The sequence below is a fragment of the Streptomyces massasporeus genome, from assembly GCF_014648995.1.
Lineage (GTDB): Bacteria > Actinomycetota > Actinomycetes > Streptomycetales > Streptomycetaceae > Streptomyces > Streptomyces massasporeus.
On the sequence record NZ_BMSE01000001.1, the window covers coordinates 886,264 to 910,567 of the forward strand.

The following is a 24,304-nucleotide window of genomic DNA, read 5'->3' on the forward strand; positions in this document are numbered from 1 at the left end:
CGACCGGCGGGGAGCGCCCCCTGCGCCGCAGGGGCCCCGTCTCGGCCTGCCCGGGGCGTCCCGCCTAGTCGGCCGTGGCGGATATCCGGAGCAGCATCGCCATGAACTGCTCCCGCTCGGCCGCGGACAGCGGTGCGAGCAGTTCGTCGTTGGCGGCGCGGGCCGCCTTCTCGCACCGCTTCAGCAGCCGTGCTCCCCGTTCCGTGAGGGACACCGCGTTCTTGCGGCGGTCCTTCGGGTCGGGCTCGCGGACCACCAGGCCGGCCGACTGGAGGTCGTTGAGCACGCCGACCAGGTCCTTGGGGTCCAGCCGTACCCCGCGGCCGAGGTCGGCCTGGGCGACGGGTGCGAGGTCGCGGACGGCGGACAGCACCACGTGGTGCCACATCCGCATGTCCTCCTCGGCCAGTGCCTCGGCCACCAGGGCCCGGCCGCGGGCGGCGGCGCGGCCGAGCAGCCAGCTGGGCAGGGAGCGGATCGCGGGGAGGGGTGCTTCCGACATGGGCGCAGCCTAACCACAAAATCGTTGGTTCTTCCTATGATCCTCCTATACCGTTGGGCTTCCCAATGAACTCATGGGGACCACCAACGACCCCGGAGGTGCGATGCGCCGCGTCCGCTACGAATCCCGAGGCGGCCCCCTGTTCGTGGAGGAGGCGCCGCTCCCCCGGCCCGGCCCCGGAGAGCTGCTCGTGCGCGCGGAGGCGATCGGCGTGACGCTCCCGGTCGTCCGCAAGGTCACCGAGGCGGACGAACCCGTCCCGCTCGGCGGGGAGATCGCCGGCGAGGTCGTGGCCGTCGGCGAGGGCGTCTCGGACTTCGGCACCGGCGACCGGGTGACCGGACTCTGCTTCGGCCACGGCTACGCCGACTTCGCGCTGCTGCACGAGGCCATGGCCTCCCCGGTTCCGGCTCACGCGAGCGCCGTCGACGCGGTCGCCCTGGTCCGCAGCGGACTGGTCGCCCTCGGCGCCCTGGAGGCGGCCCGCCCCGAGCCGGGCGAGGCGGCCCTGGTCACCGCGGCCGCGAGCGGCGTCGGCCACCTGGCCCTGCAACTGGCCAGGACGCGCGGCGCCGGACGGGTCGTGGGAGCCGTCTCCGACCCGGCCAAGGCCGACTTCGTCCGGGGCCTCGGCGCCGACCACGTCATCACCTACGGCGACACCGGCTGGGGCACCCCGGTCGACTACGTCCTGGACGCGGTCGGCGGCGAGCTGCTCACGCCGGCCCTGCACGCGCTCGTCCCCGAGGGGCGGCTGGTGGCGTACAGCTCGGGCGGCGGCACCATCCAGGCGTACGACCTGCTCATGGACGCCAAGACGGTGATCGGATTCCAGATGGCCCGTATCGCCCGCGGGAAGCCGGAGTTGTACGAGCAGTGGCGCGAGGAACTGTGGCGGTTGTTCGCCGCGGGAGAGCTCAGGCCGGTCGTGCACGGGGAGTTCGCCCTGGAGGACGCGGCCAAGGCGCACGGGGAGATCGAGGGGCGGTCCAACCTGGGCAAGGTCGTCCTGATCCCCTGACGCACGCTTCTTGTGGGGGGTCTGTGAACCCAAGTACCGTCTGTGGCCCACACCTTGGACGTGGGATGTCCGGATGTCCGGATGTCCGGATGACAGCATGTCTTCTCCCATGCCCCGGTGGTCCAGCCGACAGACGCATGAAGGGCAGGTCGCACCATGCCGTCAAGTCTTCGCGCACCTCTGAGATCCACCCTGACAGCCGCCGTCGCCGCCGGGGCGCTGCTCGCGCCCATGGCCCCGGCGCACAGCCAACCTGGCTCCGCATTACCGGAGTTCGACCAGCAGGTGCTCTTCAAGGCGTCCCAGGACCCGGGCTACGCCTGCTTCCGGATCCCCGCGATCGTGCGCACCACCAGCGGCACGTTGCTGGCGTTCGCCGAGGGCCGCGTCCTCAACTGCGGTGACGCGGCCGACATCGACATCGTCGTCAAGCGTTCCACCGACGGCGGCCGCACCTGGGGGCCGCTCCAGGTCGTCACCGAGGGCGCGGGCGACACCCACGGCAACCCGGCGCCGATCGTGGACCGCGGCACGGGCCGGATCCTGCTGGCCGAGACGTACAACACCGGCCGTACGGACGCCGGCAACTGCACCGTCCCCTGCGACCGCACCCCGCACCTGCAGTACAGCGACGACGACGGCCGGACCTGGTCAAAGCCGCGCGATCTGAGCGACGAGATCCTGCCCGAGCACTGGAACTCCTGGTACGCGACCGGTCCCGTGCACGGCATCCAGCTGACCCGCGGCAAGCACGCCGGGCGGCTGGTGTTCGGCGTCAACACCGAGACGTGGAACGGCAGCCGGGTCTCCGCCAACCACGCGGCCCTCGTCGTCAGCGACGACGGCGGCGACTCCTGGCAGGTCGGCGCCACGGACACCTGGCCCATAGGGCAGGACGGCGTGTTCCGGCAGAAGCCGTCCGAGGTGACGCTCACCGAACGCGCCGACGGCGCCCTGCTCGTCAGCGGCCGGGAGCAGGACGGCACCGACCTGGGCCACCGCTCCCAGACCGTCAGCACGGACGGCGGCGGCAGCTTCGCGACGCCGTTCCGCGACCTCCCCGACCTGTACACCCCGCAGGTCCAGGGCGCGACCCTGCGCCTCGGCGACCGGATGCTGCTGTCCGCTCCGGCCGACCCCGACCGCCGTCGCACGATGATGGTCCGCTCCTCCTACGACGGCGGGCGCACCTGGGAGAGCGTGGACCGGGGCACGGTCGTCACCACGGACTGGTCCGGCTACTCCGACATGGCGGCCGTGGGCGGCACCACGGTGGGCCTGCTGTACGAGGGCGGCGCGGTCGACGCGCGCGATGAGATCCGCTTCGCCCGCTTCACCGAGGACTGGCTGAAGCCGCGCCGGGGCGCCGACCCGACCACGCGCGACGCGGCGGCGGGCGCCAAGCCCGCGGCGGTGCTCGGCGGCGCCGGGCGCACGGCCGGTGTCCGCGGCGGTGCGCTGTCGTTCGACGGCACCGACGACGCCGTACGGCTGCCCTACCGGTCCCGGCTCCCGCTCGGCGAAGGGGACTTCACGGCCTCGCTGCACTTCCGCTACACGGCCGCGACCGGCGAACAGCCCTTCCTGTGGATGGGCGGCATCGGCACCACCCAGCCGCAGATCTGGCTGCGGGGCGAACCGGCGAGCAACCGGGTCCGGGGTCTGATCACCACCCGGTCGGGCGCGACGACCGTCAGGTCCGCCTCGGTGTCGACCGACGGCGCCCGCAACGACGGCCGCTGGCACCATGTGGCCCTGCGCCGCGGCGGCGGGCGGTTGACGCTCTTCCTCGACGGCGAGGCGATCGGCACCGCGGACGTGCCGGGCTCGGTCAGCCGCAACTCCCCGTTCGGCGTGCACATCGGCCAGCGCATGGACAGCCGGGCGTTCCTCACGGGGGCGATCGACGACGTCCGGGTGTGGAACCGGGCCCTGAGCGACGAGGAGTTGGCCTCCGGCGCGTCGGGCGCGGCCTCCCGGGGCACGGTGCTGTGGCTCCCCATGGACCAGGTGAGCGGCAGCAACTAACGTCACGGAACGTGCCCGACGACTCAGGAGCAGCACGAGCACGACGGCGCACGGGAACCGGGATCGGCCTGCTGCTGGTCCTGGTCCTCGGCGCCGCACTGCTCATCGCCCTGCCCGACGACCACGGTTCGGACGACGACGCCTGTCAGGCGATCACCGTCGGCTCCTGGAAGACGGACGACGGCCTCACCGCGGAGTTCGCCCGCTACGGCGACGACGCGGGCCGCACGGACGACTGGACCGGCGGCGACGGCACCCACTCGGTGCGGCTGCCGGACGGCCGGGTGCTGTGGCTGTTCTCGGACACCTATCTGGGCCGGGTGTACGGCCCGCCCAACCCGCACGGCGAGTCCTACGCCTGGCGGGACGCCGGCACGCCGCTGGTGCGCAACTCGGCGGTGCTGATGCGCGACGGCCGGCTCGACACCACCCTGCCCGCCCCGCTGTTCGCCGACCCGGCACCGAACCGGTGGCGCTGGCCGGTCGCCGCCCGCGTCGAACCCCGCTCCCCCGGCTCCTCTGAACTGGTCGTCCGGGTGCTGCTGTGGGTGCGCACGGCAGGACAGGCCCCCTGGATCTACGGCGTGCCCACCGCCACCGAGGTCGCCACGCTGTCGCTGCCCGGCCTGCGCCTGGAGTCGATCGTCGAGGTGCTCGGCCAGCAGCTGGTCCCCGACCCCTCCCGGCGGGTGCTGTTCGGTACCACGCTGGTCGAGGAGGACGGCTGGACCTATGTGTTCGGCGGCGACGACGGCCGGGCCGCCTCCCGGCCCGCCTCGCACGCGTACGCGGCCCGCGTGCCGGAGGGCGCGCTCGGCGATCCGTCGGCCTGGCAGTACTGGAGCGGCTCGGCGTGGGTGCCCGGCGCCCGTCCCCGGCCGGTGCTCGGGGACGGGCGGCGCAAGGGCGTGGGCAGCGCGTTCTCGGTCGTCCGGGAGGACGGCACGTACGTGCTGTTCACGATGGCCGCCGGCCCGAAGGGGCTGACCACCGTCGCGTCCTACTGGGCCTGCTCGCCCGCCGGGCCGTGGCACGGTCCGGCGAAGGAGTTCAGCCCGCCGCTGCCCCAGGGACAGGTCGCCGCCTACAACCCGCAGGCGCATCCGGTGCTGAGCGGCGACGGGCGGCTCGTGCTGAGCTACGACGTCAACTGGCTGGAGACGACGGGCGCCGCCGCGCAGCTCAGCCGGAACGTGTCCCTGTACCGACCACGGTTCGTGTCGTTGCGACTGACTGCGGCGCGTTGACCTCCGCCGCCGCTTCCCGGGCGCGCCGCTTCGCGATCACCGCGCACACGATCAGCTGCATCTGGTGGAAGAGCATCAGCGGCAGCACGGCCAGCGCCGCCTGCGCGCCGAACAGGACGCTCGCCATGGGCAGCCCGGCCGCCAGGGACTTCTTCGAGCCGGCGAACTGGATCGCGATGCGGTCCGCCCGGCCGAAGCGCAGCGCCTTGCCGCCGTACCAGGTCAGCAGCAGCATCACGGCGAGGATCACGGCCTCGACGACGACCAGGCCGCCGAGCCGGGCGGGGCTGACCTGGTGCCAGATGCCCTGGACCATGCCCGCGCTGAACGCGGTGTAGACGACGAGCAGGATCGAGCCGCGGTCCACCAGGGCGAGGACCTTCTTCCGGCGAGTGACGAAGCCGCCGATCCAGCGGCGCAGCAACTGCCCGGCGAGGAACGGCACCAGCAGTTGCAGCACGATCTTCAGCAGTGAATCGGCGGAGAAGCCGCCGCCGTTGCCGCCGAGCAGCGAGGCCGCGAGCAGGGGGGTGGCGACGATGCCGACGAGGGAGGAGAAGGAGCCCGCGCAGATCGCGGCGGGCACGTTGCCGCGGGCCATCGAGGTGAAGGCGATCGACGACTGCACGGTCGACGGGACGAGCGTGAGGAAGAGCAGGCCCTGGTAGAGCGGATGCGTCAGGATCACCGGCACCAGCCCGCGGGCCGCGAGCCCGAGCAGCGGGAAGACCAGGAAGGTGCAGGCCAGGACCGTGACGTGGAGCCGCCAGTGGCGCAGCCCGTCGAGCGCCTCACGGGTGGACAGCCGGGCCCCGTACAGGAAGAAGAGGAGGGCGACCGCCGCCGTGGAGGCACCGGAGGCGACCTCCGCGGCCGACCCGCGTGCCGGGAACAGCGCGGCGAGGCCCACCGTCCCGAGGAGCAGCAGGATGTAGGGGTCGATCGGCATCCAGCTCGGCCAGCGCAGGCGTTTCACGGTGCTCCACTTGCTTGGTACTTCGGTCGGTCCGGAGCCGCAGCGGCCCCCTTCCATCCTGCTCCCCGCTCCGGCGATCGGGAATCCCGTATACGGCTCTCACTGTCATCACGTTTCGCGATAACGTGGGAGGCATGTACGACCCGTCCCATCTGCGCACGTTCCTGTCGGTGGCGCAGACGCTGAGCTTCACGCAGGCCGCGCGGCGGCTCGGGCTGCGGCAGTCAACGGTCAGCCAGCACGTGCGGCGGCTGGAGGACGCCGCCGGGCGCACGCTGTTCACCCGGGACACGCACTCCGTGGAGCTGACGGAGGACGGCGAGGCCATGCTCGGCTTCGCGCGCCGGATCCTGGAGGTGCACGAGCAGGCGGCGGCGTTCTTCACGGGTACCCGGTTGCGCGGGCGGCTGCGCTTCGGCGCCTCGGAGGACTTCGTGCTGACCCGGCTGCCCGAGATCCTGGAGGGCTTCCGGCACGAGCATCCGGAGGTCGACCTGGAGCTGACGGTCGAGCTGTCGGGCACGCTGCACGAGCAGCTGGCCGCCGGGAAGCTGGACCTCGTCCTGGCCAAGCGGCGCCCCGAGGACCCGCGGGGCGAGCTGGTCCGGCACGACCGGCTGGTGTGGATCGGCGCGGAGCGGCTCCGGCTCGACCCGGACCGCCCGGTGCCGCTCATCGTCTACCCGCCGCCGGGCATCACCCGCGCGCTCGCCCTGGAGGCCCTGGAGCGGCAGGGCCGGGACTGGCGCGTGGTGTGCACCAGCGGCAGCCTCAACGGTCTGGTCGCGGCGGCCCGGGCCGGTCTCGGGGTGATGGCCCACTCCCGGGGTCTCATCCCGCCGGGACTGGTCCGGGTCCCGGACCGGGCGGGGCTGCCGGAGCTGGGGCAGGTCGACTTCGTTCTCGTCCACGGCCGGCGCCGGCCCTCCGCCCAGGGCGCGGCGGACGCCCTGGCGGCGGCGATCCTGGCAGGCGGGGACCGTCTGCACCGCAGCGAGCGCAAGGGGCTGTGACGAAGCGGAGTGACAGAATCCGCCGCCGTCCCGCTGACAGAGGAGACCCTGCTCGACGACGCGTCGCGACGCGCCCGGACTCGTACAGATTCGGTGGAGATTACGGCACCGAAACTTACTCAACCGTCAGGATTGTGTCCGACCCTTCCCCATGTGAGCGCTTTTTCCCTGGCTGACCAGCGCATACGAGAGGGCCGCTCGCCTTCGTACCCCCTCCCGCCCCCTGGCCGGTTGGGGTAGCTTTCACGGCGCTGTGCGGGGCGTCACTCGACTGAAGCGCTGAGGAGCGGGGAGCGGGGTTTGCGCGAGTTTTCCAACCCTCCGTTGGCGTTGGCACCTCCGGTGGGCGGGCTGGCCGACGTGGTCTTCCAGCATGCCCAGGAGGACCCGCTGCACATCGCGCTGGGCCGCAAGGACGACGAGGGGCAGTGGCGGGATGTCACGGCCGCCGAGTTCCGCGACGAGGTGCTCGCCCTGGCCAAGGGTCTGCTGGCGAGCGGCATCCGGTTCGGCGACCGGGTCGCGATCATGTCCCGTACGCGCTACGAGTGGACCCTCTTCGACTACGCGCTGTGGACGATCGGCGCCCAGGTCGTGCCGGTCTACCCGACGTCCTCGGCCGAGCAGTGCTTCTGGATGCTGTACGACGCCGAGGTGACGGCCGCGGTCGTGGAGCACGAGGACCACGCCATGACGATCGCCACCGTCATCGACCGGCTGCCCCAGCTGCGCCGCCTGTGGCAGCTCGACTCCGGGGCCGTGCACGAGCTGTACGACGCGGGCGCGCATCTCGACGACGAGGTGGTGCACCGCCACCGGCAGGCCGTCACACCCGACTCGGTCGCCACGATCATCTACACCTCGGGCACCACCGGCCGCCCCAAGGGCTGCGTCATCACGCACGGCAACTTCATGTACGAGGCGGACACCGTCATCGAGCGCTGGGAGCCGGTGTTCCACTCCAAGCGCGGCGACGAGGCGGCGACCCTGCTGTTCCTGCCGCTCGCGCACGTCTTCGGGCGCATGGTCCAGGTCGCCGGGATCCGCGGCAAGGTCAAGTTCGGCCATCAGCCGCAGCTCAACGCGGCGGCCCTGCTGCCGGACCTGGCCGCGTTCAAGCCGACGTTCTTCCTGGCCGTGCCGTACATCTTCGAGAAGGTGTTCAACGCGGCCCGACGCAAGGCCGAGAAGGAGGGCCGCTCCGGCCCCTTCGAGAAGGCCGTCGACATCGCCATCAAGTACGCGGACGCGATGGAGGCCAAGGCCTGGGGCACCGGCCCCGGACCGTCGGCGGGCCTGCGGATGCAGCACCAGCTGTTCGACAAGCTCGTCTACACCAAGATCCGCTCCGCGATGGGCGGCCGCATCAAGCACGCCATGTCCGGCGGCTCGGCGATGGACCGCCGGCTCGGGCTGTTCTTCGCCGGGGCGGGCGTGCACATCTACGAGGGCTACGGCCTGACGGAGACCACCGCCGCCGCGACCGCCAACCCGCCCGGGCGCACCCGCTTCGGCACGGTCGGGCAGCCCATTCCCGGCATGACCGTGCACATCGCGGACGACGGCGAGATCTGGCTGCACGGCGAGAACGTCTTCCAGGGATACCTGAACAACCAGAAGGCCACCGACGCGACCCTGCACGACGGCTGGCTCGCCACCGGTGACCTCGGCGCGCTGGACGAGGACGGCTTCCTCACCATCACCGGCCGCAAGAAGGAGATCCTGGTCACATCCGGCGGCAAGAGTGTGTCGCCCGGTGTGCTGGAGGAACGCGTCCGGGACCACCCGCTGGTCAACCAGTGCATCGTCGTCGGCAACGACCGCCCGTACATCGCCGCCCTGGTCACCCTCGACCAGGAGGCCGTGGAGCACTGGCTGGCCATGCGGGCCAAGCCGCAGATGTCCCCCGCGGAACTGGTGCGCGACGCGGATCTGGAGACGGAGGTGCGCCGCGCGGTGGTCGCCGCCAACACCCTCGTCTCGCAGGCCGAGTCGATCCGCACCTTCCGGATACTCGCCCAGCCGTTCACCGAGGAGCACGGGCTGCTGACCCCGTCCCTGAAGCTGAAGCGGAAGGCGATCGAGAAGGCGTACGAGAACGAGGTCGAAGCGCTGTACCGGGCGTGACGTCCGCCTCGCGGGGCAGGTGTGGTTCAGGAATCTCCCGTCAGGAATGCATCACCGCCCGTGATCGTTGACGATGGGTAGTACACCTGACCACTTACCGAAGGATCGAGAGCTCGTGAGCAAGGTCCCCCCGATCATCCTGAACAACGGCGTCGAGATGCCCCAGCTGGGCTTCGGCGTCTGGCAGGTGCCGGACGACGAGGCCGAGAAGGCCGTCGCGACGGCGCTGGAGGCCGGGTACCGCAGCATCGACACAGCGGCGATCTACGGCAACGAGGAGGGCACCGGCAAGGCCATCGCCGGCTCCGGCGTCCCCCGCGAGGAGCTCTTCGTCACCACGAAGCTCTGGAACGCCGACCAGGGGTACGACTCCACGCTGCGCGCCTTCGACACGTCGCTGGAGAAGCTCGGCCTGGACTTCGTCGACCTGTACCTGATCCACTGGCCGACGCCGGAACGCGGTCTGTACGTCGACACCTACAAGGCGTTCGAGAAGCTGCACGCCGACGGCCGGATCAAGGCCATCGGCGTCTCCAACTTCCTTCCCGAGCACCTGCAGAAGCTGATCGGTGAGACGTCGGTCGTCCCGGCGGTGAACCAGATCGAGCTGCACCCGCATCTGCAGCAGGGCGCCTCCCGCGCGTACCACGCGGAGCAGGGCATCGCCACGGAGGCCTGGTCGCCGCTCGGCCAGGGCAAGGGACTGCTGGAGGTCCCGGCGATCGTCGCCATCGCCCGCAAGCACGAGCGCACCCCGGCCCAGGTCGTGCTGCGCTGGCACATCCAGCTGGGCAACGTGGTGATCCCGAAGTCCGTGACGCCGTCGCGGATCAAGGAGAACATCGAGGTCTTCGACTTCAGCCTCGACGACGAGGACCTGGCCGCGATCAGCGCCCTGAACGAGGACCGCCGCATCGGCCCGGACCCTGCGGAGTTCAACGGCGCCTGAGCCCTACCGGCGGCGCCCGGGTCCGGAATCCCTTACAGGGCCGGAGCACCGACAGCGCCCCGGCCCGGAGCCCCTTCGTGGGGCCCGGGCCGGGGCGCTGTCGTGTCCGCCGTCTCAGACCGGCTGGCCCACCGGCCGTATGACGACGGTGTTGACATCGACACCAGCCGGCTGGCGGATCGCCCAGACCACCGAGTCGGCGATCTGCCCGGCCGTGAGGAGATGGCCGGGCGGGAGGCTGCCGTAGGAGTCCCAGAAGGGGGTCTCCGTCCGGCCCGGCGCGACCAGGGTGACGCCCACGCCCCACTCGGTCACCTGCCGCCGGGTGTTCTCGGCGAGCCCGGTCACGGCCCACTTCGTGGCCCCGTAGAGGTTGCCCGGTCCGTGCACGAACCCGGCGACGCTGCCGACCAGCACGATCCGGCCGCGGGTCTCCTTCAGCGCGTCGATGGACGCCCGGATCAGCAGGGCGGGCCCGAGGACGTTGGTCAGCACCATGTCCCGCCAGCCGTCCGGATCCCCCTCGGCGACCGTGTCGTGGGTGGCGGAACCGGCGTTGGCCACGACGGTGTCCAGCCGTCCGAACGCCTTGAGGGTGCTGTCCACCGCCGAGCGGACGTCGTCGTACACGGCGGTGTCGCCGACGAGCGTCAGCAGCCCGTCGGGACGTCCCAGCTCCTCGGCGAACGCGCGCAGCCGCTCCTCCCCCCGGCCGGTGACGGCCACCCGGTGCCCGGCGTCCAGCAGTTGCCGGGCGACCGCGGCGCCGATCCCGCTGCCTCCGCCGGTGATGAGCGCGACCTGAGAGTCGGACATGGATTCCCCCTGTGATGTGGGCCGGTGTGCGATGCCGGGGAGTCCATCAGTTGAAGCGCTCTCGAAGTCAAGGGCCTTGAATCCAGGGGGCGGGGAGCTACGCGGGCCGGACCGCCGTGTGCACGGTGTGGGCCTCCAGGACGAACACGTCCGGGCGGCGGTGCAGGCCGGCCTCGTCGTCGGGATCGAGAAGGCGGTCCACGGTCGCGAGGTCCTCCGCGTCGAGCCCCTCGGCGAGCTTGTCGCGCATGAACGACAGGGACGCCACGACATACGCACGCGCCCGGTCCGAGGCGGGAGCCGGAAGGTCGAGCAGGAAGCTGTGCGTCCTCGTGTGCTTCAGACCCGCGGCGGCCAGCAGGGCAGGCCAGTCCTCCGTCTCGGCGACATGCCCCGGCAGGTCCGTGCGCATCCGGGTGAACCACTCCGCCTCCATCGCGTCGATCCGCGCCTGGAGACCGGGCCGGCCGATGCCGAAGTCGCGCGGCAGGAACCGCAGGGGCAGACCGCCCTCCATGAGGGCGAGCGTGCCGCCAGGTGCCAGCCGGGCCGCGAACGCGGCGAGCGCGGCCCGCTGGTCACCGAGGTGGTGCAGGCTGCGGCTCGCCCACAGCAGGTCTGCGGGATAGTCCAACTCGCCGAGCACATCCGGTAGTTCACCGGTCAAGGTGCCGAAACGGTCGGCGACTCCCTGCCGCCCGGCCCGCGCCCGCGCTCGTTCCAGCAGCGGCTCGGAGCCGTCCACGGCCACGATCCGCGCGCCGGGGAACGTCTCCGCGAACAGGCACGCCACGACACCCGGCCCGCTGCCCACGTCGACGATCAAGCCCGGCTCGGTCACCTCCTTCGCGAGCCAGCCCAGCGCCCGTTCGTACAGGGACGCGAACAGTTCCGCCGAGGACTCCAGCATCGGGCCCATCTCGGCCCAGTCGAGGTCGGTGTGCTCGTGATGGTGGGAATGCGCGGGCTCGTGCTCGTGATGGTGGGAATGCGCGGGCTTGTGCTCGTGGTCGTGGTCGTGCGCCATGGTGGTCAGCCTCTCGCTCGGATGCGGTCAGCGTGCGCCGACGCACCGATCGGAGGCCAGTGCTGTTGCCGGTCCCGCAAAATCCGCCGGGGCGGGAGCCCCGGCGGATCAGCGGATCAGTACAGCCGGTCAGGACAGCGGCGGGTACGCGTTCTGCACCAGCTGCCGGAACTGGGCGGAGAACCAGTGCCCGGACACCGGCGCGTCCGGCAGGGCACCGGACATGTTGTTGTTGTTCCGCGGGTTGCCCGTGTAGGTGGGGTCGCACATGCGGTCGAAGCCCTTGCCCTCATCGTTCGGGATGGCCTTGCTCGACCCGTCGGACTCACCCGGCGGCTTCATCCACACGTAGGCGTCGATCCCGGCGGCCGGGGCGGCCTTCGGCCGCTCGCCGAGACCCGCTCCGGACTGGTTGCACCAGTTGCCGGCGTTGAAGCGACGGTCGTATCGCCCGCCGTCGACGTAGGTGTCGACGCTGGTCGTCGCGCCCGGTCCGGTGGGCCGTGCGGCGCCGCCCCAGCCGTTGCGGGAGGTGTCGATCAGCATGCCGATGTTCGAGTCGAAGCCCGCCGAGACCAGTTGGTTGCGGAAGGCCTGGGCGTAGGACAGCTCGTCGAGGTAGCGGTTCCAGTCGACCCACTTCGACTCGCGGACGGACTTGCCGCCCACGGTGTCGTTGATGGTGAAGTTGTTCTCCTTCAGGGCGCTGTAGTTCGCCGTGTTGGTGATGAAGCCGTGGACGTCGTTCACCGTGGCGCCCTCGGCGGTCGCCGCCTCCTTCATGATGGTGGCGGTGGGGCCGAAGTTGTCGTCCCAGCCGATCCAGCCGTGGTGCCCGGCGTCGACGTAGTTGTAGACGTTGGGCACGTCGCCGAGCTTGTTGAGCGCGTAGCCGACGCCCTTGACGTAGTTGCCGTTGGCCTTCATCACGTCGCACTGCGGGACGGCCGTCGGGCGGCTGCCGGTGTTGGTGACGAGGTTCGGCAGCGAGTCGATCTCGACCGTGGTGACGATCCGCAGCGAGGCGTACTTCGAGTCGGCGAGGATCGCCTTGATCGGGTCGATGTACTCCGTCTTGTAGCGGCCGATCTCGTCAGCCTTCAGCTCGCCGTTGGAGGCGAGGGCGGAGCAGTCCCGGCCGGGCAGGTTGTAGATGACGAACTGGACGACGAGTTCGCCGGAGCCCTTCTGGCGCAGCGCCTCGTCGAGGTGGGCGCGCAGGCCCATCTTGCCGCCGGCGCCGTTGATCGCGGCGATGCGGTCCAGCCAGACACCGGTCGGCTGGCCGGAGACCCGGCTGCCGCCCGGCTCGGCCGCGGCGTTCGCGGACCACTCCGGGTTCACGTACACCTTGGCGCCCTCGTAGGGGTTGTTCACGCGAGTGGACGGTCCCCCCGGGTCCGGCGGATCCGTGGGGCCGCCGGGACCGCCGTCGTCGACGTTGCAGGTCGCGCCGTCGAGGGTGAAGGTGGCCGGGATCGCGTTGCTGCCGCTGTAGCTGCCCTGGAAGCCGAAGCTCACCGAACCGCCGGTCGCCAGCTGGGCGTTGTAGGTCTCGTTGGCGGCGGTGACGGCGGCACCGCTCTGGCTCAGCTTGGCGTTCCAGCCGCTGGTGACCTTCTGGTTGCCGGCGTACGACCACTTCAGCGACCACGAGGACTTGGCGGCGCTGTTGTTGGTGACGGTCACGGCGGCGGTGAAGCCGGTGCTCCACTGGTTCTGGATCTTGTAGTCGACGGTGCAGGGGACTGCGGCGATGCCGGCACTGCCCGGGTCGACGGCGAACGCGGTGCCGGTCGCGCCGGTGACCAGGGCCATGGCGGCCAGTAACGCGGTTCTCGTACGGCTCATGAGTGGGGGTCCCTCTTCCGTTGGGTTCCTTGCGATTTCCGCGGTTCCGTGGGGGGTTGAGAGGTGCGGTGAGGCTTTCGCGGGCATGGCGGAGCCGATGCGGGCGCCGTACGCGGCCGACGCGGGGCGTGCAACTGTCGCCGCACACGGGCGTCTCGCGCCGGCGGCGGCTCAAAGTACTGAACGCGGGGGGTGTCGCATGAGCGACTCCTTGCAGGTCGGGCGTGCCGTGACGGACGCGTCGACTGATGGAACCGCTCCCACTGGTGTCAAGGAAGGTAGCGCCAAGTGACAGTAAAGAACAGGGGAGTTGCTGACTTTTGCTCAACGCGGGGCGTCGAATCTTTTCGACTCTTCAAGGACCTTGACCAGTACCTGACGCGTCCGCACTATGGGAGCGCTCCCACTGGTTCAAGCCTTGACTTCTCCGAGCCGCAAGGAGGAACCAGCACCATGCATCCCCCACCCCGGAGACGCGGAGCGGTACGGCGGTTGTGGACCGCCGCCCTCGCAGCTCTCGCGCTTCCGTTGACGATGCTCTCCTCGGGGTCGACTCCCGCACAGGCAGCGGCACTCCAGTGCAGTGTCGACTACAAGACGAACGACTGGGGCTCCGGTTTCACGGTGGACCTGACCCTCACCAACCGCGGCACGGACGTCATCGACGGCTGGACGCTGACCTACGCCTACGCCGGCAACCAGAAGCTGGGCAACGGCTGGAACGGCAGCTGGACGCAGTCCGGCAGCACCATCACCGTGAAGAACGCCTCCCACAACGCGCGGGTCGCCGCGGGCGCCGCCGTCTCCACCGGTGCCCAGTTCTCCTACAGCGGCAGCAACACCGCGCCGACGTCCTTCTCGGTCAACGGCACGCCCTGCACCGGCGCGCACCAGCCGCCGATCGCCGTGCTGACCAGCCCGAGCGCGGGCGCCGTCTACACCCAGGGCCAGGCGGTGCCGCTGGCGGCGACCGCGGCCGCCGCGGACAACGCCACGATCAGCAAAGTGGAGTTCTACGACGACACCAAGCTGCTGGGCACCGACACGAGCGCGCCCTACACCCTCTCCGTCTCGGACTTGACCGTGGGCAGTCACTCCCTGGTGGCGAAGGCGTACGACAGCACGGGCGCCTCGGCCGACTCCACCCCGGTCGGCATCACCGTGGCCTCCGGCCCGACCGTCGTCGCCTCGCCGCTCCAACTGGGCGTCCAGTCGGGCAAGTCGGGCACCTACGAGGTGAAGCTGTCCAAGCAGCCCACCGCCAACGTGACGGTGGCCTCGGCCCGGGCGAGCGGCAACTCGGGGCTCTCGGTCTCCTCCGGCGCCTCGCTGACCTTCACGCCGCAGAACTGGAACACCGCGCAGAAGGTGACCGTCACCGCCGCGAACTCGGGTACCGGATCGGCCGTGTTCGAATCGACGGCAGCGGGCCACGCCAAGGCCTCGGTCACCGTGACCCAGCTGGCGGCGGCGAAGGTGTACGACGCCCGCTTCCTGGAGCTCTACGGGAAGATCACCAACCCGGCGAACGGCTACTTCTCCCCCGAAGGCATCCCGTACCACTCGGTGGAGACGCTGATCGTCGAGGCGCCGGACCACGGCCACGAGACCACGTCGGAGGCGTACAGCTACCTCCTGTGGCTCCAGGCCATGTACGGCAAGGTGACGGGTGACTGGTCGAAGTTCAACGGCGCGTGGGACCTCATGGAGAAGTACATGATCCCCACCAAGGCCGACCAGCCGACCAACTCCTTCTACAACGCCTCCAAGCCGGCCACCTACGCGCCCGAGCTGGACACGCCGAACGAGTACCCGGCCAAGCTCGACACCGGTGTCTCGGTCGGGTCCGACCCGATCGCGGGCGAGCTGAAGAGCGCGTACGGCACGGACGACGTCTACGGCATGCACTGGCTGCAGGACGTCGACAACGTCTACGGCTACGGCAACTCCCCCGGCAAGTGCGAGGCGGGCCCCTCGGACACCGGCCCGTCCTACATCAACACCTTCCAGCGCGGCGCGCAGGAGTCGGTGTGGGAGACGGTGCCGCAGCCGACCTGTGACGCCTTCAAGTACGGCGGTAAGAACGGTTATCTGGACCTGTTCACCGGTGACGCCTCCTACGCCAAGCAGTGGAAGTTCACCAACGCGCCGGACGCCGACGCGCGGGCCGTGCAGGCCGCCTACTGGGCGGACCTGTGGGCGAAGGAGCAGGGCAAGGGCTCCGCCGTCTCCGCGACGGTGGGCAAGGCCGCCAAGATGGGCGATTACCTGCGCTACTCCATGTTCGACAAGTACTTCAAGAAGGTCGGCAACTGCGTCGGGCCGTCGGCCTGCCCGGCGGGCACCGGCAAGGACGCCTCCTTCTACCTGATGTCCTGGTACTACGCCTGGGGCGGCGCCACCGACACCAGTGCCGGCTGGGCCTGGCGCATCGGCTCCAGCCACGCCCACGGCGGCTACCAGAACCCACTGGCGGCGTATGCACTCGGCAACTACGCTCCGCTGAAGCCGAAGTCGGCGACGGGTGCGGCGGACTGGGCCAAGTCCATGGACCGGCAGCTGGAGTTCTACCGCTGGCTGCAGTCGAGCGAGGGCGCCATCGCGGGCGGCGCGACCAACAGCTGGGCGGGCCGGTACGCGACCCCGCCCGCCGGCAAGTCGACGTTCTACGGCATGTACTACGACGAGAAGCCCGTGTACCACGACCCGCCGTCCAACCAGTGGTTCGGCTTCCAGGCGTGGTCCATGGAGCGCGTCGCCGAGCTGTACCAGCAGACGGGCAACGCCAAGGCCAAGACGGTCCTCGACAAGTGGGTCGACTGGGCGCTGTCCAAGACCACGTTCAACCCGGACGGCACGTTCCGGATCCCGTCGACGTTGCAGTGGTCGGGTCAGCCCGACACCTGGAACGCCTCCAGCCCCGGCGCCAACAGCGGGCTGCGTGTCACCGTCGCCGACTACACCAACGACGTCGGTGTGGCGGCCGCGTACGCCAAGACCCTGACGTACTACGCGGACCGCTCCGGTGACACGGAGGCCGCGGCGGCGGCGAAGAAGCTGCTGGACGGCATGTGGGACAACCACCAGGACGCCCTCGGGATCGCGGTCCCGGAGAACCGGGCCGACTACAACAGGTTCGACGACCCGGTGTACATCCCGAGCGGCTGGACGGGCACGATGCCGAACGGTGACGCGATCAACTCGTCGTCGACGTTCGACTCGATCCGGTCCTTCTACGAGGACGATCCCGCCTGGTCGAAGATCGAGAGCTATCTCTCGGGCGGCGCGGTGCCGTCGTTCACGTACCACCGGTTCTGGGCCCAGGCGGACATCGCCCTGGCCATGGGCTCGTACGCGGAGCTTCTCGAATAGCCCCCGCCGGGCGCTCCGCGGGTTGGGCCGTGGTCGACTGCGGGTCCGTCGTGGCTGGTCGCGCAGGTCCCCGCGCCCCCAAGAAGCAGGTGCGTCCGAAGCTCTGCGTTCGTGGTCTCGTCACCTGACGGCGAGGCCGACCCGGCCGGGCGGCTCCCCTCCGCACGGGGAGCCGCCCGGCCCTCGCACGTCCCCCCTCACGGAAGGACCCCCACCGTGCGAAGAACCCGTATTCTCACGGCCGTGCTGGCGCTGGCGGCCGGTCTGCTGTCGGGTGCCCCCACCGCCCTGGCCGCCGATCCCCCGGCGCCGAAGCTCGCCGCCGACACCTACACCTGGAAGAACGCCCGGATCGACGGGGGCGGGTTCGTACCGGGCATCGTCTTCAACCGTTCCGAGAAGAACCTGGCCTACGCCCGCACGGACATCGGGGGTGCCTACCGCTGGCAGGAGTCCTCCAAGACCTGGACGCCGCTGCTGGACTCGGTCGGGTGGGAGGACTGGGGGCACACGGGCGTGGTCAGCATCGCGTCCGACTCCGTCGACCCGAACCGGGTGTACGCGGCGGTCGGGACGTACACGAACAGCTGGGATCCGAAGAACGGCGCGGTCATGCGCTCCGCCGACCGGGGCGCGAGCTGGCAGAAGGCGAACCTGCCGTTCAAGCTCGGCGGCAACATGCCGGGGCGGGGCATGGGCGAGCGGCTGGCCGTCGACCCGAACCGCAACAGCGTGCTGTATCTCGGGGCGCCCAGCGGCAAGGGGCTGTAGCGGTCGACCGACTCGGGGGCCGGCTGGTCGCAGGTGGCGAACTTCCCCAACGTCGGCAACTACGCCCAGGACCCGAGCGACACGAGCGGCTACGCGTCCGACAACCAGGGCATCGTCTGGGTCACCTTCGACGAGTCCACGGGTACGGCCGGGAGCGCCACGAAGACGATCTACGTCGGGGTCGCCGACAAGGACAACGCGGTGTACCGGTCGACGGACGCGGGCGCGACCTGGCAGCGGCTGGCCGGGCAGCCCACCGGCCACCTCGCCCACAAGGGCGTCCTGGACGCGAAGAACGGCTACCTCTACCTCGCCTACAGCGACAAGGGCGGCCCGTACGACGGTGGCAAGGGCCGGCTGTGGCGGTACGCGACGGGCACGGGGACCTGGACGGACATCAGCCCGGTGGCGGAGGCGGACACCAGCTACGGCTTCAGCGGGCTCACCGTGGACCGGCGCAAGCCGGGCACGGTCATGGCGACCGCGTACAGCGCATGGTGGCCGGACACGCAGATCTTCCGCTCCACGGACAGCGGCGCGACCTGGAGCAAGGCGTGGGACTACACGTCGTACCCGAACCGCGAGAACCGCTACACGATGGACGTCTCGTCCTCGCCGTGGCTGACCTGGGGCGCGAACCCGCAGCCGCCCGAGCAGACACCGAAGCTGGGCTGGATGACCGAGGCCCTGGAGATCGACCCGTTCAATTCCGACCGCATGATGTACGGGACGGGTGCGACGGTCTACGGCACCGAGAACCTCACGAACTGGGACGGCGGAGGCAAGTTCGCCATCAGACCGATGGTGCAGGGCCTGGAGGAGACCGCGGTCAACGACCTCGCCTCTCCCCCGTCGGGCGCCCCGCTGCTGAGCGCGCTCGGTGACATCGGCGGCTTCCGGCACACGGACCTGACGAAGGTGCCGTCGATGATGTTCACCCAGCCGAACTTCACGACGACCACCAGCCTGGACTTCGCCGAGTCGAACCCGAACACGGTGGTGCGGACGGGCAACCTGGACTCGGGGCCGCACATCGCGTTCTCGACGGACAACGGCGCCAACTGGTTCGCCGGGACCGACCCTTCGGGTGTGAGCGGCGGCGGCACGGTCGCGTCGGCGGCCGACGGCACCCGGTTCGTGTGGAGTCCCGAGGGGGCCGGTGTCCACCACACGACGGGCTTCGGCACGTCGTGGCAGGCCTCCGCCGGGATCCCCGCCGGGGCGATCGTCGAGTCGGACCGGGTCGACGCGAAGACCTTCTACGGCTTCAAGTCCGGGAAGTTCTACGTCAGTACGGACGGCGGGGCGACGTTCAAGGCGTCACCCGCGAGCGGCCTGCCCGGCGGCGACAGCGTCCGCTTCAAGGCGCTGCCCGGCGGGAAGGGCGACGTGTGGCTGGCGGGCGGTGCGGCGGACGGCGCGTACGGGCTGTGGCACTCCACGGACGGCGGGGCGAGCTTCACCAAGCTCTCGAACGTCGAGCAGGCCGACACCATCGGCTTCGGCAAGGCCGCCCCCGGCGCCTCCTACCAGACCCTCTACACCAGCGCGAAGATCGGCGGCGTACGCGGCGTCTTCCGCTCCACGGACAAGGGCGCGAGCTGGACCCGCGTCAACGACGACGCCCACCAGTGGGGCTGGACGGGCGCCGCGATCACCGGCGACCCGCGGGTGTACGGCCGTGTCTACGTCTCGACGAACGGCCGCGGCGTCCTCTACGGCGACAGCTCCGGCGGCACCACGGACCCGGGGCCGGGCCCCGACCCCACACCGACCGGCGCCTGCGAGGTCACCTACAAGATCACCAGTCAGTGGTCGGGCGGCTTCCAGGCGGACGTCCGGCTGACCAACACCGGCACCCGCCCCTGGACCGGCTGGTCCCTCGCCTGGACCTTCACCGACGGCCAGAAGCTGAGCCAGGCGTGGAACACCGAGGCGGCACAGTCGGGTTCGACGGTGACGGCGAAGAACGTCGCCTGGAACGCGAACGTGGCGGCGGGGTCGTCGGTGAGCTTCGGGTTCACCGCGAGCCGCTCGGACACGAACGCGAAACCGGCCGCGTTCAAGCTGGGTGAGCAGACCTGCGCGGGTGCCTGAGCGGGCGGTCACCGGCGGGAGTGCGCGGGCTGCCGTACCGCTCCACCAGTTCCGCCGCCGTCCGGGCGATGCGGTCGCGCAGTTCCGGGGGTTCGAGCACCTCGATGCCCGTGCCGAGGCGCAGGAACTCGGCGTGGGCGTGGTCGAGGGACTCGATGGGGACGGTGGTCCGGGTCCAGCCGTCCTCTTCCACGTGGGCGTCGGTCTGCCCCGGCCCGGGGAGGGAGACTCCCGGCGCCAGCCGGACCACCGCCCGGGCCGGCCGGAGCCGGTGGTGGAAGTCGCGCTGGTACGCCGCCCAGTACCCGGCCAGGTCGAAGTCGTCCGGCCGGGTGAACCGCTGCTCGAGGGAGGTGAGTCGAAGGATCTGGTCGACCCGGTAGGTGCGGGGGCCCGGTCCCGCGACGACGTACCAGCGGCCCGCCTTGAGGACGAGTCCGTACGGCTCCAGGTGGCGCTCCACGTCGGTGGGTTCACGCCACCGGCGGTAGCGGACGTGCAGGGCGCGGCAGTTCCACACGGCGTCGGCCACGTCCGGGAGGTACGGCGTCTCGTCGGCGTCGGCGTACCAGCCGGGCGCGTCGAGGTGGAAGCGCCCGCTGATCCGGTCGGCGTGCGGGCGCAGGTCGGCCGGCAGGGCGGCCCGGATCTTGAGCTGGGCGGCGGCCAGGACGCTGCCGAGACCGAGCTGGGCGGCGGGGCCCGGGGCGCCGGCGAGGAAGAGAGCCTCGGCCTCGTCGGCGGTGAGGCCGGTGAGGCGGGTGCGGTAACCGTCGAGGAGGCGGTAGCCGCCGGCGTGGCCCGCGTCGCCGTACAGCGGAACGCCGGCCGCGCTCAGCGCCTCGATGTCCCGGTAGACCGTGCGCACCGAGACCTCCAGCTCCTCGGCGAGCCGCGCGGCGGTCATCCGGCCGCGGGTCTGGAGCAGCAGGAGGATGGCGACGAGTCGACTGGACTTCACTGACACAGGATGTCAGTGAAGCGGCTCTAGCGTCCCGGTATGGGTTTCACCGAGAAGCTGCTGACCGTCCTTCCGCCGATCGAGGTGGCCGGCCGGCACGTCAAGCGCTACCACGTCACCGCCGACCCGGCCGGTATCGAGCCGGACGTCGAGAAGGCGGCGTACGCGATCCTGCCGGAGCTGCTGCCGGAGCCGGACGGCACTCCCCCGGCGACCTTCGTCGTCCTGCACCGGGGCGGCGACGACGGCGCCTACCTCAACGCGTACAGCTGGGTGTGGGACAACGTCCTGCACTTCAAGGGCGCGGCGGCGGGCCAGCCGGTGCTGGGCTGCCCGGACCGCGACCCGGCCCACTTCATCACGCCCGAGCTTCCGTGGATCGGCTGCGTCTGGGAGCTGCCGCCGATCCTGCACGAGCGCGACGCCTGGGTGCGGCACATCCTCGCGCCCGAAGTTCCGTCTCTGGACGTCTACTTGACCGACTCCCTGCCCGAGGGAACCACAGGAGACCGCGCATGAGCAGCCCGCACGACTTCGACTTCTTCCACGGTGACTGGGACGTCCTGCACCGTCGCCGCACCGACTTCCTCGCCCCGGACAGCGACTGGGCGCAGTTCCCGGGGGCGAGTCGCTGCCGGCCGCTGTTCGGCGGCGCCGCGAACCTCGACGAGGTCGACATGCCCCGGCTGTCGGCCCAGGGCGCGACCCTGCGGCTCTTCGACCCGAAGACCGGACAGTGGTCCCTGAACTGGGCCTCCAGCATCAGCGGAACTCTGTTCCCGCCGGTCTTCGGCAGGTTCGAGGACGGACGCGGCGAGTTCTACGGCGACGACACCTACGACGGCAAGGAGGTGCGCGTCCGTTTCGTCTGGTCGGGCATCTCGGCCACGTCGGCCCGCTGGGAGCAGGCGTTCCGCGTCGCCGGCGCGGACGGCTGGGTGACCAACTGGATCATGGAGTTCACCCGGTCTTCCGGAACGACCGCAGGCTGAACACCGGGTCGGGACGCGGCCGTTCCTGGTCAGGGAGGTGGGCCAGCCGGGTGGCGAAGCCGTCGGCGAGGGGGTCGCCGGGCGGCAGGGTGACGAACCAGCCCCGGCGCAGGTCGGCGATGGTGCGGCGGGGGCTGCGGCCCTGGCCGTGACCGGTGAAGCGGGCCTGCCCGGCCGGCAGCAGGCCGTGGGCGGCGGCCGCGGACTCGACGTCCGCCGCCGCGTCCCGGACCGGGCTGGGCGGCCGGGAGGACAGGACGACATCGATGTCACTGCCGACGTTGTGCGAGGCGGCCTTGTCGACCGTCGTGATGTAGATCCCGCCGGGGCGCAGGACCCGGGCGCACTCGCCGACGATGGTGCGCACCTCGGCGGGCCCGGCGGCCAGGTGCAGCAGCCACACGCTGCACACGGCGTCGAACTGCCCGTCCCGGAACGGCAGCCGGCGGCTGTCGGCGCGCACGACGGCGCCCGGGAGCCGGGTGGAGGCCTGCCGGGCCATCGCGGGGGCGAGGTCGACGCCGGTCACCCGCAGGTCCTCGCGGGCCGCAGCGAGCCTGCGGGTCACGATGCCGGTGCCGCAGGCGACGTCGAGCAGACGGCCCGTGCCGGGCGGTACGAGGCGCAGCACGGCTTCCGCGGCGGCGGCCGCCCGGGGCTCGCCGCCGCGCGAGACGTCGTACCGCTCCGCTTCCCTGTCGTAGTCGAGCACCCGGTCAGTGTGCCCCGTGCCCGGGGGCGAGGTCCTCCACCCTGCGGGCGAGTTCGAAGTCCTTCTCGGTGACGGCGCCGCCCGCGCTGTGCGTGTGCACGGCCAGGGAGACGGTGTTGTAGCCGAGCGTGAGGTCGGAGTGGTGGTTCAGTTCCTCCTGGACCTGGGCGATGTGCACGACCATCGCCGTCGCCGCGAAGTGCGAGCCCAGCCGGTAGGAGCGGATGAGGTGGTCCTTGTCGAGCGACCAGCCCGGCAGCTCGGCCAGCCGGTCCTCGACCTCCTTCTGCGACAGCGGTTCGACGGGCATGGGCTGCGCTCCTTTCCGTGGCCGCGGTGTCCTCGGTGTTCTCTCAGCCTGCCACAGAGGAGCGGCCGAAGCCCTGGTCAGAGGGGTGCGTCTGTCCGGGACGACCGGTTCTCGACTACGGTCCCGGCATGACCACTCACCCGTCCACCGCCGAGCAGGGCGTGGGCCCGCTGCTGCGGGCCTGGCGGGAGCAGCGGCGGGTCAGCCAGCTGGAGCTGGCCCTGCGCGCGGACTCCTCGGCCCGCCACATCAGCTTCGTCGAGACCGGCCGCTCCCGGCCCAGCGAGGAGATGGTGCTGCGGCTGGCCGAGCATCTGGACGTCCCCGTGCGGGAGCGCAACGCGCTGCTGCTGGCGGCCGGTTACGCCCCCCGCTATCCGGAGACCCCGCTGGACGACCCGGCGCTGGGTGCGCTGCGCGAGGGCATCGAGCGGCTGATCGGCGGCTACGAGCCGTATCCGGCGCTGGTGGTGGACGCGCTGTACAACGTGGTGGCCGCCAACCGGGGGATCATGACGCTGGTCGACGGTGTCGCCGAGTCGCTGCTGGAGCCGCCGCTGAACGCGATGCGGCTGGCCCTGCACCCGCAGGGCCTCGCGCCCCGGATCCGCAATCTGCACGCCTGGCGGGGGCATCTGCTGGAGCAGATGGAGCGGCAGATCGCGCTGCACCGCTCGGAGCCGCTGCGGGCGCTGTACGAGGAGGTGGCGGCGTATCCGGTGCCCGACGCGGATCCGGCGCAGGAGCCGTCGGAGCCGGTGCCGTACTTCGCGCTGCCGCTGCGGATCGAGCACGAGGGGCGGACGCTGTCGTTCATCTCCTCGATCTCCACGTTCAACACCCCGATGGACGTGACGGTCGCCGAGCTGGCCATCGAGACGCTGCTCCCGGCCGACCCGGCGACGGTCAAGTACCTTCAGGAGCTCATGTCCTGACGGGCCTTCAGGAACAGGTGCTGGAGGACGGCGAACCCGGCCACGACCAGGGCCTGAAGCACCGTCCACACGGCGCCCGGCGTGCTCGGCGTGAGCCACAGGCCCAGGGCCACGAGGCTCACCGCCGCCCAGGCGAGGTTGGCCTCGACGACGGCCCGCACGCCGAGCGCCGGCGGCTGCCTGCGGGCGGCCAGCAGGCCCACGCCCGCCGCGTAGAGGGCGAGGAACGCGCCCAGGGTGAGCAGCAGCGTGGCGTCGGCTCCCAGGAACCGCCCCAGCGGGCCGGAGAACGCCAGGTAGGCGAGCGCGTTGCCGCCGGTCACGACGGCGTCCAGGGCGAGGAAGCGGCGCAGCATCGACTGCGGCTCGGTGGTCCGGGCGAGTGCGGCGAGCTGGATCGCGGACATGGGGAATCACCCTCCGTCGGGTCGTGGTGCGGCGGCTGGGGCCGGGTCCCGGGCCGGAGTGCGCCGGCCCGGGAACCGGTACGTTCACGATCCCGTTCCGGCGGCGTCCGGTCGATTACCCGCGGGGTAATACCCGGCCCGCTCCTCCGTTTCCGGGGATCTTCTTGGGTTGAGCCCTGTGATGCCGCCG

Annotated in this window: 19 protein-coding genes and 1 pseudogene; 11 read left to right on the forward strand and 9 right to left on the reverse strand. The window is 71.2% G+C overall.

Going from position 1 to position 24,304, the window contains the following annotated elements:
- Positions 1-64: 64 nt before the first annotated feature.
- Positions 65-502 carry a MarR family winged helix-turn-helix transcriptional regulator gene (locus tag IE153_RS04025; RefSeq protein ID WP_189588354.1) on the reverse strand — a complete coding sequence of 146 codons (438 nt, stop codon included), beginning with the start codon at positions 500-502 and terminating at the stop codon, positions 65-67.
- Between the two features lie 103 nt (positions 503-605).
- Here IE153_RS04025 and IE153_RS04030 point away from each other — a divergent pair, with 103 nt between their 5' ends.
- The 3 genes from IE153_RS04030 (at position 606) to IE153_RS04040 (ending at position 4,798) form a co-directional block, all read left to right on the forward strand.
- Positions 606-1,523 carry a quinone oxidoreductase family protein gene (locus IE153_RS04030; protein ID WP_189588556.1) on the forward strand — a complete coding sequence of 306 codons (918 nt, stop codon included), beginning with the start codon at positions 606-608 and terminating at the stop codon, positions 1,521-1,523.
- A gap of 156 nt (positions 1,524-1,679) precedes the next feature.
- Positions 1,680-3,551, forward strand: coding sequence for a sialidase family protein (locus tag IE153_RS04035; RefSeq protein ID WP_189588355.1), 1,872 nt, complete (start codon positions 1,680-1,682; stop codon positions 3,549-3,551).
- Positions 3,552-3,562: 11 nt separating this feature from the next.
- Entirely contained in the window at positions 3,563-4,798 is a 1,236-nt protein-coding gene (locus tag IE153_RS04040; protein WP_189588356.1) for a DUF5005 domain-containing protein, read from the forward strand.
- On the opposite strand, the gene IE153_RS04045 is transcribed toward IE153_RS04040, so the two are convergent.
- Positions 4,734-5,747: a bile acid:sodium symporter family protein gene (locus IE153_RS04045; protein ID WP_189588557.1), complete on the reverse strand. Its 1,014-nt coding sequence runs from the start codon at positions 5,745-5,747 to the stop codon at positions 4,734-4,736. The genes IE153_RS04040 and IE153_RS04045 overlap by 65 nt on opposite strands.
- A 161-nt stretch (positions 5,748-5,908) precedes the next feature.
- Between IE153_RS04045 and IE153_RS04050 the strand changes: the two genes are divergently transcribed.
- From IE153_RS04050 to IE153_RS04060, 3 genes are all read left to right on the forward strand, one after another.
- Positions 5,909-6,787 (forward strand): LysR substrate-binding domain-containing protein, encoded by an 879-nt coding sequence (locus tag IE153_RS04050; protein ID WP_097221871.1) that lies wholly within the window; start codon positions 5,909-5,911, stop codon positions 6,785-6,787.
- Positions 6,788-7,087: 300 nt separating this feature from the next.
- Positions 7,088-8,914, forward strand: coding sequence for an AMP-dependent synthetase/ligase (locus IE153_RS04055; RefSeq protein WP_189588357.1), 1,827 nt, complete (start codon positions 7,088-7,090; stop codon positions 8,912-8,914).
- A 73-nt stretch (positions 8,915-8,987) separates the two neighbouring features.
- Positions 8,988-9,863: an aldo/keto reductase gene (locus IE153_RS04060; protein WP_189588358.1), complete on the forward strand. Its 876-nt coding sequence runs from the start codon at positions 8,988-8,990 to the stop codon at positions 9,861-9,863.
- Positions 9,864-9,977: 114 nt separating this feature from the next.
- Here the strand turns inward: IE153_RS04060 and IE153_RS04065 are convergent, their stop codons facing one another.
- From IE153_RS04065 to IE153_RS04075, 3 genes are all read right to left on the reverse strand, one after another.
- Positions 9,978-10,679: an SDR family oxidoreductase gene (locus tag IE153_RS04065; protein ID WP_189588359.1), complete on the reverse strand. Its 702-nt coding sequence runs from the start codon at positions 10,677-10,679 to the stop codon at positions 9,978-9,980.
- 97 nt (positions 10,680-10,776) lie between these two features.
- Positions 10,777-11,706 (reverse strand): class I SAM-dependent methyltransferase, encoded by a 930-nt coding sequence (locus tag IE153_RS04070; RefSeq protein ID WP_189588360.1) that lies wholly within the window; start codon positions 11,704-11,706, stop codon positions 10,777-10,779.
- Positions 11,707-11,835: 129 nt separating this feature from the next.
- The gene (locus IE153_RS04075) at positions 11,836-13,557 is read right to left on the reverse strand and encodes a glycoside hydrolase family 6 protein (RefSeq protein WP_189588361.1); all 1,722 of its coding nucleotides are present in this window, start codon (positions 13,555-13,557) and stop codon (positions 11,836-11,838) included.
- Positions 13,558-14,010: 453 nt separating this feature from the next.
- Here IE153_RS04075 and IE153_RS04080 point away from each other — a divergent pair, with 453 nt between their 5' ends.
- Together IE153_RS04080 and IE153_RS04085 are read left to right on the forward strand one after the other, a co-directional pair.
- Positions 14,011-16,929 (forward strand): glycoside hydrolase family 48 protein, encoded by a 2,919-nt coding sequence (locus IE153_RS04080; protein WP_189588362.1) that lies wholly within the window; start codon positions 14,011-14,013, stop codon positions 16,927-16,929.
- Positions 16,930-17,145: 216 nt separating this feature from the next.
- Positions 17,146-19,797 (forward strand): annotated as a pseudogene (locus IE153_RS04085) (cellulose binding domain-containing protein).
- Here IE153_RS04085 and IE153_RS04090 read toward each other — a convergent pair.
- The gene (locus IE153_RS04090) at positions 19,763-20,758 is read right to left on the reverse strand and encodes a helix-turn-helix transcriptional regulator (protein WP_189588363.1); all 996 of its coding nucleotides are present in this window, start codon (positions 20,756-20,758) and stop codon (positions 19,763-19,765) included. The pseudogene IE153_RS04085 and the gene IE153_RS04090 sit on opposite strands and share 35 nt — an antisense overlap.
- A gap of 39 nt (positions 20,759-20,797) precedes the next feature.
- On the opposite strand from IE153_RS04090, the gene IE153_RS04095 reads away from it, so the two are divergent.
- Positions 20,798-21,277 (forward strand): hypothetical protein, encoded by a 480-nt coding sequence (locus IE153_RS04095; protein WP_189588364.1) that lies wholly within the window; start codon positions 20,798-20,800, stop codon positions 21,275-21,277.
- Positions 21,274-21,750 carry a hypothetical protein gene (locus IE153_RS04100; protein WP_189588365.1) on the forward strand — a complete coding sequence of 159 codons (477 nt, stop codon included), beginning with the start codon at positions 21,274-21,276 and terminating at the stop codon, positions 21,748-21,750. Before IE153_RS04095 ends, IE153_RS04100 begins: the two co-directional genes overlap by 4 nt.
- Here IE153_RS04100 and IE153_RS04105 read toward each other — a convergent pair.
- A complete protein-coding gene (locus IE153_RS04105) occupies positions 21,719-22,462 on the reverse strand; it encodes a class I SAM-dependent methyltransferase (protein WP_189588366.1) in 744 nt (247 codons plus the stop codon). The two genes, IE153_RS04100 and IE153_RS04105, sit on opposite strands and share 32 nt — an antisense overlap.
- Before the next feature lie 4 nt (positions 22,463-22,466).
- On the reverse strand, positions 22,467-22,772 hold the full coding sequence (locus IE153_RS04110; RefSeq protein WP_031106506.1) for a 4a-hydroxytetrahydrobiopterin dehydratase: 306 nt from the start codon (positions 22,770-22,772) through the stop codon (positions 22,467-22,469).
- A 128-nt stretch (positions 22,773-22,900) separates the two neighbouring features.
- On the opposite strand from IE153_RS04110, the gene IE153_RS04115 reads away from it, so the two are divergent.
- Positions 22,901-23,707: a helix-turn-helix domain-containing protein gene (locus IE153_RS04115; protein WP_189588367.1), complete on the forward strand. Its 807-nt coding sequence runs from the start codon at positions 22,901-22,903 to the stop codon at positions 23,705-23,707.
- Here the strand turns inward: IE153_RS04115 and IE153_RS04120 are convergent.
- Positions 23,689-24,114 carry a hypothetical protein gene (locus tag IE153_RS04120; protein ID WP_189588368.1) on the reverse strand — a complete coding sequence of 142 codons (426 nt, stop codon included), beginning with the start codon at positions 24,112-24,114 and terminating at the stop codon, positions 23,689-23,691. The two genes, IE153_RS04115 and IE153_RS04120, sit on opposite strands and share 19 nt — an antisense overlap.
- Positions 24,115-24,304: the final 190 nt, after the last annotated feature.

Bases quoted from the DNA above. Each gene is read 5' to 3' on its own strand.
- IE153_RS04025 (WP_189588354.1), bottom strand. From the start codon at position 502: ATGTCGGAAGCACCCCTCCCCGCGATCCGCTCCCTGCCCAGCTGGCTG.
- IE153_RS04095 (WP_189588364.1), top strand. From the start codon at position 20,798: ATGGGTTTCACCGAGAAGCTGCTGACCGTCCTTCCGCCGATCGAGGTG.
- IE153_RS04070 (WP_189588360.1), bottom strand. From the start codon at position 11,706: ATGGCGCACGACCACGACCACGAGCACAAGCCCGCGCATTCCCACCAT.
- IE153_RS04030 (WP_189588556.1), top strand. From the start codon at position 606: ATGCGCCGCGTCCGCTACGAATCCCGAGGCGGCCCCCTGTTCGTGGAG.
- IE153_RS04120 (WP_189588368.1), bottom strand. From the start codon at position 24,114: ATGTCCGCGATCCAGCTCGCCGCACTCGCCCGGACCACCGAGCCGCAG.
- IE153_RS04115 (WP_189588367.1), top strand. From the start codon at position 22,901: ATGACCACTCACCCGTCCACCGCCGAGCAGGGCGTGGGCCCGCTGCTG.
- IE153_RS04080 (WP_189588362.1), top strand. From the start codon at position 14,011: ATGCATCCCCCACCCCGGAGACGCGGAGCGGTACGGCGGTTGTGGACC.
- IE153_RS04065 (WP_189588359.1), bottom strand. From the start codon at position 10,679: ATGTCCGACTCTCAGGTCGCGCTCATCACCGGCGGAGGCAGCGGGATC.
- IE153_RS04100 (WP_189588365.1), top strand. From the start codon at position 21,274: ATGAGCAGCCCGCACGACTTCGACTTCTTCCACGGTGACTGGGACGTC.
- IE153_RS04110 (WP_031106506.1), bottom strand. From the start codon at position 22,772: ATGCCCGTCGAACCGCTGTCGCAGAAGGAGGTCGAGGACCGGCTGGCC.
- IE153_RS04045 (WP_189588557.1), bottom strand. From the start codon at position 5,747: ATGCCGATCGACCCCTACATCCTGCTGCTCCTCGGGACGGTGGGCCTC.
- IE153_RS04060 (WP_189588358.1), top strand. From the start codon at position 8,988: ATGGGTAGTACACCTGACCACTTACCGAAGGATCGAGAGCTCGTGAGC.
- IE153_RS04075 (WP_189588361.1), bottom strand. From the start codon at position 13,557: ATGAGCCGTACGAGAACCGCGTTACTGGCCGCCATGGCCCTGGTCACC.
- IE153_RS04035 (WP_189588355.1), top strand. From the start codon at position 1,680: ATGCCGTCAAGTCTTCGCGCACCTCTGAGATCCACCCTGACAGCCGCC.
- IE153_RS04050 (WP_097221871.1), top strand. From the start codon at position 5,909: ATGTACGACCCGTCCCATCTGCGCACGTTCCTGTCGGTGGCGCAGACG.